The sequence below is a fragment of the Acinetobacter sp. UNC436CL71CviS28 genome, assembly GCF_000620525.1.
Lineage (GTDB): Bacteria > Pseudomonadota > Gammaproteobacteria > Pseudomonadales > Moraxellaceae > Acinetobacter > Acinetobacter radioresistens.
This window is the reverse complement of sequence record NZ_JIBB01000004.1, coordinates 26,272-40,775: the sequence shown is the minus strand read 5'-3', so window position 1 is coordinate 40,775 and position 14,504 is coordinate 26,272. Positions and strand designations below refer to the sequence as shown.

Here is a 14,504-nt window from a genome sequence, read left to right as displayed (position 1 = left end):
GAACCGTATGTCTATACTGAATAAGATGGGGAAACTGCTCAGCTTTTTCAAGCTAAAATAAAGGCTACACATACTATATATACATTTTTTAACACAAAAAAGAGAGCCGAAGCTCTCTTTTTCTTATTTACCCTTAGTGGCGGGCTGTATTTGACTCTTCAACTGGTTTTACCAGAGGTTGCTTTGGAAGAGGTTTTGGCATAGAGGTTAAAGCAAGTGGCAATATCTCATCGATACTTTTCACTGCCTTGATTTCTAGCCCTTCCTTCACATTTTCTGGAATTTCTGCAAGATCACGTACGTTCTCTTGTGGAATGAAAACCAGCTTGATACCTCCACGGTGGGCAGCAAGCAATTTTTCTTTCAACCCACCAATACGCATTGCACGACCACCCAGACTGGTTTCACCTGTCATTGCAATATCTGCTCGAATTGCAATACCAGTAAATGCTGAAACAAGTGCAGTAGTTAAAGCAAGACCGGCAGATGGGCCATCTTTTGGTGTTGCACCTTCAGGCAAGTGAACGTGTACATCCGTTTCTTCAAAACGCGATGCCTCAATTCCAAGTTCATCTGCACGGGTACGCACTACTGTCATAGCCGCAGTAATCGATTCTTTCATAACATCACCCAAAGAACCGGTAGTAATGAATTTACCTTTACCTTTAACTGCTGCAACTTCAATAGTCAGTAATTCACCACCGACCGAAGTCCATGCCAGACCATTTACACGGCCAACTTGGGCTTCTTCTTCCGCCATGCCAAAGTCAAACTTGTGTACACCCAGATAATCTGGCAAGTTTTCTGCAGTAACATCGACATGCAGATTTTTGGCTTTCTTGCTCACGGCTTCTTTCACGACTTTTCGCGCAATTTTGGAAACTTCACGCTCAAGACTACGTACACCTGCTTCACGAGTATAACGACGTACGATGTCACGAATCGCTTCTTCATGTACTGTTAACTCTTTAGCACGTAACCCGTTATCTTTAATCGCTTTGGGTACCAAATAACGATCAGCAATATTTACTTTTTCGTCTTCGGTATAGCCCGGCAAACGGATGACTTCCATACGGTCAAGTAATGGACCCGGAATATCCATACTGTTTGCAGTACAGATAAACATGACTTCAGACAGGTCAAGATCCAAATCAAGGTAATGGTCATTGAACTTGTGGTTCTGCGACGGGTCAAGCACTTCAAGTAATGCAGAAGCAGGGTCACCTCGATAATCCTGTGCCATCTTGTCAATTTCATCAAGCAAAAACAGCGGATTCTTAACGCCGACTTTTGTCAGGGACTGCACAATTTTACCTGGCATCGCACCAATATAAGTACGACGGTGTCCACGTATTTCAGCTTCATCACGCACGCCACCTAAAGCCATACGCACAAATTCACGACCTGTAGCTTTAGCAATAGATTCACCAAGAGAGGTTTTACCTACACCTGGGGGGCCAACCAGACAGAGGATTGGTCCACGCAGCTTTTTCACACGCGACTGTACTGCAAGATACTCAACGATACGCTGTTTTACTTCATCTAGGCCATAGTGGTCAGCATCCAGGATTTCCTGAGCTTTATTCAGGTTAATACTAACTTTGCTAGCCTTGTTCCACGGTGTATCTAAAATAACTTCCAGATAGTTACGTACCACAGCCGCTTCACTTGAAGCCGGTTGCATCGCTTTTAGCTTACGGAATTCAGCTTCAGCTTTTTTGCGTACATGTTCTGGCAGATCAGCTTCTGCGAGACGTTTTTCAATCTCGGCCACATCATCTTCAGCGCCACCATTCATGTCAGAGAGTTCGCGCTGAATAACTTTCATTTTTTCATTCAGGAAATATTCACGCTGATTCTTTTCCATCTGGCGTTTAACTGAATCATGCAAGGTCTGTTCTAGCTGTTGTTCTTCAGATTGCTGAAGCAGATAAGTCATCAGTTCTTGCAGATGAACTTCGAACTCATCATGTTCAAGGAACTTCTGTTTCACTTCAATATTAAGTGGAACTCGAGTCGCAACAAAGAATAACAGTTGCAGCAGATCTTCAATTTTATTGGCCGCCGCAATCAGCTCACGCGCATTACGCAATTTTGCTTCAGCATACTGGGCAAACAAGGTACGCAAATCTTGCAGGCGGGCATCTTGCTCTTCCTCGCTAGACTCTACAGTCATTGGACTAAGAGTATGCTCAGCGCTCAGATATTCTTCTGAGTCAATAATACGGGTAAGTTTAGAGCGATGCAGGCCTTCAATCAGGACTTTAATACAGTTTTCATCATTTTCATGATTCACAACTTGCACAATCTTCGCGACAGTACCGTATTGATAAAGGTTGTCGTGATCAATTTCTTCTGTAAGCGAATCTCTTTGTGCAACTACAAATACTAAATTGTCACTGTTACGAGCCACATCAACTGCATTGATCGATTTTTCACGACCCACAAATAACGCAATTTGCATGTGTGGATACACCACCACATCACGTAGCGCTAATAGTGGTAATACACTTGGAACCTGAGGCTCTAAGGTTTGTTCATTCATAAGATATTCGGACATGGGCACTCCTAATGAGTGACAACGGTGTTGCCATGACTTTTATAGTGATGGGTAATTTAAAAAATACAAGGGCCCATGCAGATAAATTGTTTTATTTTTAGGTGAGATATGAAAAGTTCATAGTTTTAAACAAGTTAAACGTATAGTTAAGATTAAAAATAATGTATTTTCGTAGGTGTAACTAATGCATTTAAAGGTTGATCCCATTTTTCTCGCTTTAATCTTGAGGGAATAAACTGGAAATCATGTGCTACTCCTAACCGGTACGGATACTGTGCGGCCTGAGCCAAGGTACGATCATAATAGCCTCCGCCCATACCAATGCGTGTCCCGCTAGAGTCACAAGCAAGCAACGGCATTAAAATTAAATCTAATACAGTAACATTACAGCCACGGCCTGCCATGGGCTCCTTCATGCCTAATGGATGATAGGCAAAGCACTGATTACGATACTGATCACGACTTATAGAAACCCAAACTAGTTTTTGATTCATGTTGCAGATCATAGGTAAGTAAACTTTCTTACCTTTTTTAAAACAGTACTCAATAATTTTACGTGTATGGATTTCACCAAAAGCATTCAGGTAAATACCGATTTTATTAGCATGTTGAAACCTTGGCATTTTTATAAGATGTGTCAGCACTCTTTGTTCAGATTGCCGATGCTCAAAAATACTGACTTGGCGGCGTTGAGAACGCAGAGATCGCCGTAAAGAGTGAAGAGAAGTGGACATAATAATTTCAATTACTTTCCAAGTTAAATCGATTTAAAGACTGATGATCTATAAACTGATCAGACAGCTATCTTATTATTAACATGTTATATTGTCCCAATAAGATAATTTGGCTCTGTACCCTTAACCAGACTTTATACTATCACAATCTTATTTTAGTATCAGCTCGCAGCTATAACAGAGCAACTAAAAAATTCTGCCACTACGGCAATGATTAAAAAGTGATAGACTGTAACAATATATTGTCTGATTTTATTATTAAAGTTGAATCATTATATTTTTATCAGTCATATGTATATCTATTTTGGAGTAAATCTTATATAAATAATATAATGTTATATTCTAAATATTATAAAACTTGGAGTTGAAAATAAAATGATTATATATCGAAAAGGTTATAATATTCATTATAATATTAAACTAAAAATTAGAAAAGTAAAACTAGCTAATAATTATGGCTCTGAAGGATTATAAATATGTGTATTATTTTTATAAAGTCTTGAGAAATATATAAAATAATAATTATTATTAATCTGGAATATATTGATTTATACTGCAATATACATGTGAGAAATACTATTTTATCTTCCTATAAAAATTTTTAATTAATAGTTTAATTGTATTTATAATAATTTTTTTTAAAAAATACCTTGTATTTTTTTTTGGTTAATCTTATGCATCTTGGAACCTTATGATTATATTTTTATATATAAAAGGTATTAAGAGTAGTTAAGAATAAAATATAATTCATTATAAAAAACTGTAAGATATTTTTTATTAATTTACTTTAATCTTAAACATTGAAAAATGAATAATTTTAACGATTAAAATAGGAATATTTCATGTATTTAAAAAAGAGTTTTATAATTATAAATCTTATATTAAGTATACAACATTTAGCCTATGTAGACTGGATTAACCAAGCCGCTATGAAAGTTGAACCTCATACTATCCAGTTAAGACACTATATTCATGCAAATCCCGAGTTGGGAAATTTAAAATTTAAAACCTCTGAACTGGTACAAAAAGAACTTAATACCTATGGTGTTGAGGTTAAAAAAGGCTTCGCAAAAACAGGTATTATAGGTGTACTGAAAGGAGGAAGACCCGGACCGTTCATTGCACTACGTGCCGACATGGACGTTTTACCTATGCAAAAAAGCTCCGGTTTCTTTTGCCAGTCAGGCCACAGGGTTATATCAGGGTAAAATAACGCCAGTTGCCCACGCATGTGGCCATGATGCTCATACTGCTATGTTATTGGGTGCTGCGCAAGTTTTGGCTGAACATAGGGAAAAAGTTGCAGGTACAGTTGTATTTGTTTTCCAGCCTACCGAAGAAGGGAGAGCAGATATTGATAATTTTAGTCAGGACGAACAGGTGGGTTCAAGAAAAATGATCGCAGATGGTGCATTGAGTAATTCAAAGCCAGAAGTGATTTTTGGATTGCATGTTATGGCAGGTATGCCAAGTGGCCACTTATATTATAAAGATGGAGCTGTCTTAAATAGTGCTGATGGTGTCCGGATTACTTTAAACGGCCAACAGGTTCATGGTTCCATGCCATGGAAAGGAAGAGACTCGATTGTTGCTGCAGCAGACATTATTCAGAACATGCAAACACTGGTATCGCGTGGTACTGATCTTAGCAAGGGCATGGGCGTTATAAGTATAGGTCAGATTCAGGGAGGAACCAGTGGCAATATTACGTCGGAACAGGTATCAATGACCGGAACTATCCGCTCCAATCGTGAAGACATTCGCCAGAATATTTAAAGAGCTTGCCTGAAATGATTGATCGTACTGCAAAAGCCAATGATGTTCAGGCCAAGATAGAAATTTCTGCTTATGCTCCTGTGACACTTAATGATAAAACTTTAACTCACCTTATGGCTTCCAGTTTAAAGTCAGTTGTAGGGGAGAATAAAGTTCATGTGCTGGAATAAAATGAAAGTGCCAGTGAGGACTTCGCGTATTATGGACAGATCATGCCAGCTTTATTTGTATTTCTAAGGGCTACCCCAACCGATCAGGACATGCACAAGGCAGCCCCTAACCATAGTCCCTACTTTATGGTAGATGATAAAACCTTAAAAACAGGAATAGTTTCACATATACGTTTTGTGATGGATTATCCAAAAATTGCCGGTCAGGTTCAGGCTGCCTAGAGAGCGAAAAAATGATAGAAATTCATATAGAAATCAGAAAATAGAGATACTGATCCCTATTTTTGGCTACTTTTTTGGATGATAGAGATTCTTTATTGAAATTGCTGTCGATAAGCTTCTGGCGTAAGACCCACTAAAGCCTTAAAGGCACGGGAAAAATTAGAAGAAGATGAATAGCCGAGTTCATAGGCAATCTGGGTAATGCTGGCAGATGAATGACTTAGTCTCTCTTGTGCTTTTAATATAATGACTTGTTTTTTTATTCCATTGAAATCAGCATTTTTTTTATGTAACTGTCGTTGTAAGGTTTTGGTTGAAACATGCAGTAATTCTGCACATTCGGTAAGAGTTGGCATTTGATAAGTATTTAAGAGAATCATTTTGATCCATTCAGGGAAGTCCTGACTTTGGGTAATCTCCCTCATTTGCTCCTGACATTTAAACTCTACCGCTTTTAAGGTCATTTCATCTGCTAATGGCAGTTTATAAGCTAATAGCTCCTGACCAAGAGTAATTTTTAAACCAGGGTGGTTAAGGGCATTAAAATGAAACCTGACCTGCTTTAACTGGTTAATTTGTTTAAGATGAGGCGGTTCAGGCAGAGATAAAAAAATAGAAAAGGATAAGAAAGGTGAATCGATCAAGTCATTAAGATTATTATGCAGGGCGATAGCAATCGCTTCAATGTGAAAATTCAACACAGATTGATCCATGTCCAGTTCAGGCTCAATCAGCCATTCGGCCTGCTGATTTTTATTGAAATAAATTGATGCTTTAAAACTTGGCATAATCAGACTGAAGTATCTGGTCACCAGCTTAAGAGCATGTTCAACTGTCTTGGAGGTTAAAATTGCATAACCTACCAAGCTATGTGAACTTAAGTGTAACGAGCGGCCAAGTTCAAAGGCCAGATCAGTATTTACCGGGAACCTTAAACAGTACTGAATTATTTTTTCTACTTGAGAAATAGATACTTTCGAGTCCGGTTGAGCCAGATACTGTTCTATATCGATATGCAGTTCCTCCAGAAATACCTGTATAGGAATATTTCTGGATATGAGCAGTTCGACCAGCTTCAAATAGTAACGTACAGGTATAAGTGGAACATTTTTATTAATCATTTTAAAACAGCTCTGGTCTCCATACCGATAAAAACTTAAGTAATTCTCTCTATTATTTTCTAAAACTATAATGAGAACTAGCAATAACTTTATTTTCTGTATTATTTAATCAGTTTAAGATCGTTCAGTTCTGGTTTTAAACAAATGCACATATTTACCTAAAACCTTTTCTCGGGCTTTAGGATAAAAATTAATCTTATCTATATGACCATCATAGTGTTTAATCACACGTTCATCCATTAATTTAAACCACCATTTTGGAATTAGAGCGGGGAGAACCATACTGGCATAACCCGCGGGTAACTGTGGAACATTATCGTAATGGCGCAGGGACTGAAAGCTGCGGGTCGGATAGGCATGATGATCCGAATGGCGCTGTAGCTGATAGAGCAGTACGTTACTGAACCTGCTGTTATTGTTCCAGCTGTGTTCTGGCCGGGTACGGGCATACCGGCCACTACCTAAATCCTCACGTTTTAAGCCATAATGTTCCATGTAATTAACGACTTCAAACAACGTGATACCACAAAATGACTGCGTAAGCTGGGTTGGAATAATTCCTGCTCCAAACAGCTTTAGCATAAGCATGTGATAGGCAGCAGTTATTGTCCATCCATGAAACAGCTCGTTCTCTAGAGACCAAAATGTTTTCCCTTTGCGGGCCAAGCGTCGTGTTTCAATTTCTATGGCTGACTTAAAGCTTCCAGTTACAGTTCTTGGCCAGAACTGCCAGAAACTTTCACCTAACTGCGAAGAAGCCGGATCTTCAGGGGTAGCTACACGACGGTGATGCCCATAAGGATGTTCAATACGGAAATGGTTATACCCTGTAGGGGCAAGACAAAGATGCGAAAGGTAATGTTCCAGCTTGCCTGACTTATGGCTCAGCTCATGTGCAGTATTAATTGCTACACCATTGACTAGACCAAGAATATGGCCAAAAAGAATACGCTCTTCCAGTGAAACTGCTTTTTGACTGACAAGATAATTACCATACAGATTGGCAATTATCTGTAAAGGAATAAATAATTTAACAACCCGTGCATAATACGGATCATTCTCCAGATCAGTTACAGCTTCTTCAGGCGGATTTTCCGGGTCTTCTCCCATATACTTATCAATGGCTGGAATGATAATATGTAATGCCAGAGGACCCATATAAGTAAATAATTTCTTAGTAATTTTAGGGCCAAACTGATAACCCAAAAAGGTAGCATTGGCAATATTGGGTACAACCAGACCTAACAGCCAGAGTTTACGTTTTTTATCTGTGAATTTAACGGGCTCTGTGATCTTGTCTACTTGAGTAATTGTATTCATCATCTATTCCATGAGTTATTTTATTTATTGATAAACTCAAGTATGACTTTAAAAGGTTGTAAGCAAAATTCATTAGCGGACATTTATCATTCATTTTAAGACACTAAAAGAGTGGCTACTGACTTACCTTTATAAAAATAATAGTTTTTGTGAGGTAATATCTGGTGATTAAAATAATTAAGATATTTCTTAAGAAAAATAGAAGTATTGTTTTAGTAAAACTATAGAATATTGTCTACTATTTTAATATTACTTAAATTTTTAGGATCATATTTAATCTTAACTTTATTTCCGACATGATAAAATGGGATATCCTTTTTATTTATAATGACTTTGATATTTGGACTTTCTACTACACCGGATGATATTTTAAATTTGAATCTCATATAAAATAGAGGGCGATACTGTACATAAATAGCAGAATCTAGTACATAACTGAGCTCAGCAATTGTAACTACTCCTCTTCTATAGAGAACTATTTTATAGAATAAATCTTTTAAAATTATTTTCCAGAAAATATAGGCAATAAAAAGCCCGAACCATAGAGAGAAAATAGTATAAAATATTTCTTTTAAATTCATATGATTATGAAGATTTCTGTGGTTTGAAAGCAATATTTAATATACTTTGATTTCTGAGATAAACCAAGTAAAAATATAATCAGATATATTGATTATAAGAATTTAGATTTTTTATTATATTTTAATGCCCTACTTTAATTAAATTTTACTTCTAAGGCGATATTGATATAGGGAAGTAGAAAGATATTTATAAATAACTAAAGCCAAAGGCTGATCATAAAAAATTAAAAACTAATATTTGAGGAGGGCTGCATTGGATATTACTCTTATTCTTTTAGGTTTGTTTGCCTTTTGTGGAGGATTAATTGATGCGGCAGTGGGCGGCGGTGGCCTCGTTCAGTTACCGGCACTAATACATGCTTTACCCCAATATAGCTTGGCTACCGTATTTGGAACTAACAAGATTGCTGTCCTGGCGGGCACTTTCTCATCTATTTTTACTTATATAAAAAGAGTGAAAATAGTTTGGAAGCTGATATTTCCAACTATGATTTCAGCTTTTACCTTTGCTTTTCTAGGGGCAATGTCTGTTTCCCTTATTCCTAAAGAATTAATGAGATATATTGTTTTTTGTCTGTTGATTCTGATTGCAATATATACTTTTATTAAAAAAGATCTAGGAAAAACTCATACTGAGCTACAGTATGGTAAAAAAGAAATTGGTATGGGCATACTTTTTGGTGGATTGATTGGCTTTTATGATGGAATTTTTGGTCCAGGCAGTGGTAGTTTTTTAATTTTCCTGTTTGTTAGAATTTTTTCATTCGATTTCCTTAATGCTTCAGCATCTGCAAAGCTTGTAAATCTGGGAACATTTACTGCCTCATTATTGTTTTTTATTCCTGCAGGCCATGTATTATGGAAAATTGGTGCCTTTGTAGGCGTCTGCAATGTCTTAGGCTCCCTGGTCGGGACTATCTTGGCATTGCGATATGGTAGTGGTTTTATCCGTATTTTTTTTCTTGTTCTTCTTATATTTTTGATTGGGCGAATGGGCCTTGAGCTTTTTAAATAGCCTAAAAAATAATCTGAAATTAAAACGGATTAGTTTGAGTCTGTGGCTACTGTTAAAGATAAAAAATTAAGCTTCATCTAAAGTGACCAAAGAATTTAAATACTGAACAAGACTTTTTATGGTCGCGCTAATCTGTAAAAATGCGTTAAGATGGTGCAAATCGGGTTAAAGGCTGGGGTATCAGTATGAATTTTTTTAAAAAGAAAAATAAGGCAAGCTTTGTATTTTTTATTATTACGCTTTATGCACTGATCGGCTTTAGTTTAGGGTATTTCATATGGGAAGACCTTTTATAGCAGAAATGGATCAGGCGATAGCGCTATGATTAATCACTGCTTAAATCAGTCGGCTAGCTGGAATCTGTTCCTCATGTACCTATATCTGGCCAACAAATATACCTAGGCGCTTTGTTAGCTTTGTATAGCGACTTAAAACAATGTCTATAGAAAGCTAACCTGAAGATCTAGAAGTTATTTATAAATCAATTCGTTAATTTAGCAGGATAACCTCTTTATAAAGCATGACTACAGCTAAGAAGCTCATCATTAAAGAAAGGCTTTTCAACAGTATTCTTTGTATTTTGATATTTTTAAGAATTTTCTTTATCTTCCATGAGAAAAATATATAGAGACTGCCAATAATGGAGAGAGTAATAACCGTGATAATAATGAGTAATAAACTATACTGTTGAAGCGAGTTTAACCCAAAAATAGCAGGGACCAAGGCAAGATAAAATGAAATGGTTTTAGGATTACTAAGAGTAATCAGTAAACCGTCTCTATAGGTTGAGAAAGTTTTATTTACATCCAGGACAGCCTGTTCTTGAACAAGATTTTCATTGAACATCCAGAATTTATAGGCGATAAATAATAAGTAAAAGCATGAGATAATGACAATATAGGCTGAAAAATTGGAACTCAATTGAGTAAGATAAGAAATAAAAAAAATAGAAATAGATAAAAAAATAATATCTCCTGTAATTAGACCTAGAAGCATCAATATGCCACTCCAATAGCCTTGGCTAAGTGTCTTAAACATTAACCCCGTCATGCCTGGTCCAGGCAGAAAAGCTGCCAATGCTAGCGTTAAACTGTAGGTGAAAATCTGGGTTAGAATATCCATACTATAAAGAATCAAATAAAAAACTGGTTTTATTTTTCTATAAAATCACAGAAAAAAATGATCTATTTATTCTATTAAAATTAAAAATTAAGGTATAAATTTAATTTTTATTATATTTATTGGAAATATTATACCCATATGCAAATCGATAAGACAGATGCCAGAATTCTGGAGCGTTTACAGGCAGATTCACGAATTACCAATTCTGAACTATCGGAATATATTGGTATGTCAACATCGCCGTGCTGGAGAAAAGTGAAGCAGCTAGAAGAAGCACAAGTTATTAAAGGTTATGGCGTGCTTATTGACCGAAAGAAAATAGGTCTGGGTGTGATGGTTTTTATAAGGGTTTCTATTGATAGCCATAGTGAAAAAGAGGCAAGGAAATTTGAAGAAGAAGTAATTGCTTTAGAGCATGTAGTAGCTTGTTATAGTATTGGTGGGGATGCAGATTTTTTATTACAGGTCGTTTCTCCCGATCTGGATACTTACGCTGAATTTTCAATGTCAGTGATCAGGCGTTTACCGGGCATAAAAGAAATGCAAAGTATGTTTGTATTAAAAGAAATAAAACCTTTTCTGTCTTTTCCAGTCAGAAGTCAAAGATAGTTTTTATAAATTATTAAAATTTAAATTATTTTAGTGAAAACTGGTGTCTCCGGTGATGCCGCTGCATGTCGTTACCCTTGAACCCTAAAGTTCAAGGTGGACGCGACGCATACTTGCTGGGTTTCCTGCTCAGGGCAGGCATACACTCTAAATATGCAGAACGCAATCCTAAAGTGATGATATCGGCTCAGGGGAATAGACTCGCTGGCGAACATCTCAGAGACAAGTTAAGTATAACTGATCTGAAGCTGATGGCAATTGAATAAACTTTTAGGAGTGTAAAGTTAATTTTCAATTGACGAGTATTTATACGTAATCATGTATATGTCAGACAATTTTCTCGACATCTTGCATAATAGTACTCAGCAAACGTTCACAGTGTGCATATTCCTGAAGTGATTTATTTAAAGTGAGTACTTCCTGCATTAGGGAAAGCGCTACCATAATAACCAGTTTGTTATGTTCAGTCCGTGGCGCATTACGGCGTATTTCATGAAATTTTTCATTTAACAATTGCCCGGCACGCTCCAGTTCTTCCTTTTTGTCCGCAGTAGTTGCCAGCCGGAAAGTCTGTTCAATCAGACGCAGTTCAACCATTACCGGTTCACTCATGTCGAAGACTCCTCACTCATATCCGTGTTTGGGTGGGCAAGCTGCTGGATTTCCTGCGCATGCTGATCCTGACTGGTTCCTAAAATGGCCAGACGCTGAATAATGGCTTCTACCTTGTGTTTAGCCAGTTCGTTTTTCTGAAGCAGCCGCTCACGCTCCTGCTGAAGATCATGTATTTCCTGCTGGGACTGACGTTGCTGGGCCTGTAACTGCTCTTTAGTCGCACGGAGTTCATTCCGTTCGCTTAAAATTTCCTGAAAACGATTTTTAAGGTCAGTACAGCTTTTTTCTAGACGGCTATACCGATCTGCCAGAGCAGTGGCATCTGTATTGAGCTGTTTGAACTGACTTTCTACACTGCCCAGTTTCTCTGTCAACTGGTCAATTTCTTCTTGTTTTTGGGTAATGATGCCATTTTTTTGCACAACTTGAGCGTGATGATGCTGATCACTCTCTTCTTTGGCTTGAACGAGCGAACTATTTTCACTCTCAAGATGATGAAGTCGTGTTTTTAAAACACCAATATGCGCCTGTAGACGCTGTAATTCTTCTAACATAACGAGGTCGCACAGAATTGCAATCAAAGGTAATATATAAGCAGTATAAAGATTGGAAAAGCGAATGCAAGACGATATTTCAGGTTGGACAGACTGGCAGCAACAATTTAATGGAATTGAAGAAATTTCGAGCCCAAGTGAGTTACATGGCTTACTCACAGGTATAGTTTGTGTTACAGAGGCGCCTACTCGAGATGAGTGGATGAATATTCTCGCAACTCTTCATGTACCTGCTTTAAATGATGAAGCACTGGCCATGCTGGCAGAGGAAGCAGAAGATGTATTTCATGCGCTGTCAGAAGATGAACTCGACTATTTACCTTTACTACCTGATGATGAGCATATGCTGGCTGATCGGGTACAGGCACTGGCAGACTGGTGTGCAGGTGTAGTGCTGGGGTTTGGTCTTGCATCAGGACATATTCGATCTGACGAAAAAGAACTGATTGAGCACTTACAGGATGTAGCCGCAGTTGAATTTGAAGAGTCAGATGATGATGAAGAAGGTGAGGAAAGCTATCAGGAGTTATATGAGTTTGTACGTCTGATACCGGTTAGCCTTTCGATTGGACGTAAAAAAATTACAGTGTCAGAAAGCTCATTATTGCAACATGTTCAGGCTCAGGCTAAAAAGACCGCCTTATCTGATAGCCAAAATGTAGTTGAAATGTTTACGCCGCACCGTCCGAGTTAACTCGGACTTGGTTTTTGGTTAATACCAGCCGTGTTATATCCCATACTTTACAATTAAAGATTACCAGCATGATAAAACTAACTCAAGAAGACTTTCAACAGCGTCGCGACTGTCTGGCTGTACATATGGGGCCAAACAGTATTGCCATTATTGCCACCAGTCCGGTTGCCTACCGTAACCGGGATGCTGACTATAAATTCCGTGCCGACAGCAGCTTTTACTATCTCACCGGGTTTGCAGAACCAGAAGCAGTGGCAGTCATTGAAACCTTTGAGACAGCAGATGACTACACCTACAGCCTGTTTTGCCGTGAACGTAACCGGGAAATGGAAATCTGGAATGGATACCGTGCTGGTATTGATGGCGCAATTGAAGATTATGAAGCTGATGAAGCTTATGCGATTGATCTGCTTGATGAAGAGATTATTGAAAAGTTGCTGAATAAAGCACGTCTGTACTATCGTATTGGACACAATGCCGAATTTGATGCCCGAGTCAGTCAATGGATTAAGCAGGCTGATACCCAGCAGCGTCGTGGCGATGGTTCTCCATCACAGCTTTTACAGCTGGACCGTATTTTAGATGAAATGCGCCTGATCAAATCTGCCAAAGAAATTGAGATCATGCAAGCCGCATCTGTAATTAGTGCACAGGCCCATACTCGTGCCATGCATCAGGTACGGCCGGGAATGATGGAGTATGCTCTGGAAGCAGAGCTAAATTATGTATTTGGCCAGCATGGTTGCGTACCTTCCTATAACAGCATTGTCGGTGGTGGAGGTAATGGCTGTATTTTACATTATGTGGAAAATAACCAGCCACTTAAAGATGGTGATCTGGTATTGATCGATGCGGCTTGTGAATATGAGCATTATGCCTCTGATATTACCCGTACATTTCCGGTAAATGGTAAATTTAGCCCTGAACAGAAAGTCTTGTATGAAATTGTATTAAAAGCTCAGCTGGCTGCTATTGACGCAGTACGCATCGGGAATTCTTACCGTGAACCGCATGAGCGTGCAGTTCGTATCCTTACAGAAGGTCTGGCAGCACTTGGACTTTTAAAAGGTAATGTAGATGAACTGATCGAAACTGAAGCTTACCGCCAGTTCTATATGCATGGTACCGGCCACTGGTTGGGGATGGATGTGCATGATGTCGGGTCTTATAAGAAAGATGGGGAGTGGCGCAGTTATGAAGCTGGTATGGTGGTTACTGTTGAGCCCGGATTGTATATTGCTCCAGACGATGAAGCCGTAGACAAAAAATGGCGGGGTATTGGAATCCGCATTGAGGACGATGTAGTGGCTACAGAACATGGTCCACTGATTTTAACAGCTGAAGTCGTAAAAACAGTTACAGACATTGAACATTTAATGGCTCAGGCCCAGCATTGATCTGCCAGAAATAA

Annotated in this window: 12 protein-coding genes, 1 other RNA gene and 1 pseudogene; 6 read left to right on the top strand and 8 right to left on the bottom strand. The window is 38.1% G+C overall.

Annotation, left to right across the window (positions count from 1 at the left end):
- Positions 1 to 133: 133 nt before the first annotated feature.
- Positions 134 to 2,560: an endopeptidase La gene (gene lon, locus N518_RS0103060; protein WP_005027253.1), complete on the bottom strand. Its 2,427-nt coding sequence runs from the start codon at positions 2,558 to 2,560 to the stop codon at positions 134 to 136.
- Positions 2,561 to 2,712: 152 nt separating this feature from the next.
- A complete protein-coding gene (locus N518_RS0103055) occupies positions 2,713 to 3,294 on the bottom strand; it encodes a 5-formyltetrahydrofolate cyclo-ligase (RefSeq protein ID WP_005027251.1) in 582 nt (193 codons plus the stop codon).
- 842 nt (positions 3,295 to 4,136) lie between these two features.
- Between N518_RS0103055 and N518_RS16075 the strand changes: the two are divergent.
- Positions 4,137 to 5,462 (top strand): annotated as a pseudogene (locus N518_RS16075) (amidohydrolase).
- A gap of 92 nt (positions 5,463 to 5,554) precedes the next feature.
- Here N518_RS16075 and N518_RS0103045 read toward each other — a convergent pair.
- On the bottom strand, positions 5,555 to 6,583 hold the full coding sequence (locus N518_RS0103045; RefSeq protein WP_026443963.1) for a helix-turn-helix domain-containing protein: 1,029 nt from the start codon (positions 6,581 to 6,583) through the stop codon (positions 5,555 to 5,557).
- A 114-nt stretch (positions 6,584 to 6,697) separates the two neighbouring features.
- Entirely contained in the window at positions 6,698 to 7,903 is a 1,206-nt protein-coding gene (locus tag N518_RS0103040; protein WP_026443962.1) for an alkane 1-monooxygenase, read from the bottom strand.
- Positions 7,904 to 8,737: 834 nt separating this feature from the next.
- On the opposite strand from N518_RS0103040, the gene N518_RS0103030 reads away from it, so the two are divergent.
- On the top strand, positions 8,738 to 9,499 hold the full coding sequence (locus N518_RS0103030; RefSeq protein WP_005027230.1) for a sulfite exporter TauE/SafE family protein: 762 nt from the start codon (positions 8,738 to 8,740) through the stop codon (positions 9,497 to 9,499).
- Between the two features lie 185 nt (positions 9,500 to 9,684).
- A complete protein-coding gene (locus tag N518_RS17175) occupies positions 9,685 to 9,795 on the top strand; it encodes a hypothetical protein (RefSeq protein ID WP_016801167.1) in 111 nt (36 codons plus the stop codon).
- A 193-nt stretch (positions 9,796 to 9,988) separates the two neighbouring features.
- On the opposite strand, the gene N518_RS0103020 is transcribed toward N518_RS17175, so the two are convergent.
- On the bottom strand, positions 9,989 to 10,621 hold the full coding sequence (locus N518_RS0103020; RefSeq protein ID WP_005027228.1) for a LysE family translocator: 633 nt from the start codon (positions 10,619 to 10,621) through the stop codon (positions 9,989 to 9,991).
- A 138-nt stretch (positions 10,622 to 10,759) separates the two neighbouring features.
- Between N518_RS0103020 and N518_RS0103015 the strand changes: the two genes are divergently transcribed.
- Positions 10,760 to 11,230 (top strand): Lrp/AsnC family transcriptional regulator, encoded by a 471-nt coding sequence (locus N518_RS0103015; RefSeq protein WP_005027227.1) that lies wholly within the window; start codon positions 10,760 to 10,762, stop codon positions 11,228 to 11,230.
- A 42-nt stretch (positions 11,231 to 11,272) separates the two neighbouring features.
- On the opposite strand, the gene ssrS is transcribed toward N518_RS0103015, so the two are convergent.
- The 3 genes from ssrS to N518_RS0103000 form a co-directional block, all read right to left on the bottom strand.
- Positions 11,273 to 11,456: non-coding RNA, 6S RNA (gene ssrS, locus N518_RS16655), on the bottom strand.
- 101 nt (positions 11,457 to 11,557) lie between these two features.
- Positions 11,558 to 11,842, bottom strand: coding sequence for a cell division protein ZapA (locus N518_RS0103005; protein WP_005019143.1), 285 nt, complete (start codon positions 11,840 to 11,842; stop codon positions 11,558 to 11,560).
- The gene (locus tag N518_RS0103000; RefSeq protein ID WP_005019144.1) at positions 11,839 to 12,399 is read right to left on the bottom strand and encodes a hypothetical protein; all 561 of its coding nucleotides are present in this window, start codon (positions 12,397 to 12,399) and stop codon (positions 11,839 to 11,841) included. Before N518_RS0103000 ends, N518_RS0103005 begins: the two co-directional genes overlap by 4 nt.
- A gap of 64 nt (positions 12,400 to 12,463) precedes the next feature.
- Here N518_RS0103000 and N518_RS0102995 point away from each other — a divergent pair, with 64 nt between their 5' ends.
- Complete coding sequence (locus tag N518_RS0102995; RefSeq protein ID WP_005027221.1) at positions 12,464 to 13,093, top strand: UPF0149 family protein; 630 nt, start codon at positions 12,464 to 12,466, stop codon at positions 13,091 to 13,093.
- A 71-nt stretch (positions 13,094 to 13,164) separates the two neighbouring features.
- Complete coding sequence (pepP, locus tag N518_RS17065) at positions 13,165 to 14,490, top strand: Xaa-Pro aminopeptidase (RefSeq protein WP_026055443.1); 1,326 nt, start codon at positions 13,165 to 13,167, stop codon at positions 14,488 to 14,490.
- Positions 14,491 to 14,504 lie beyond the last annotated feature (14 nt).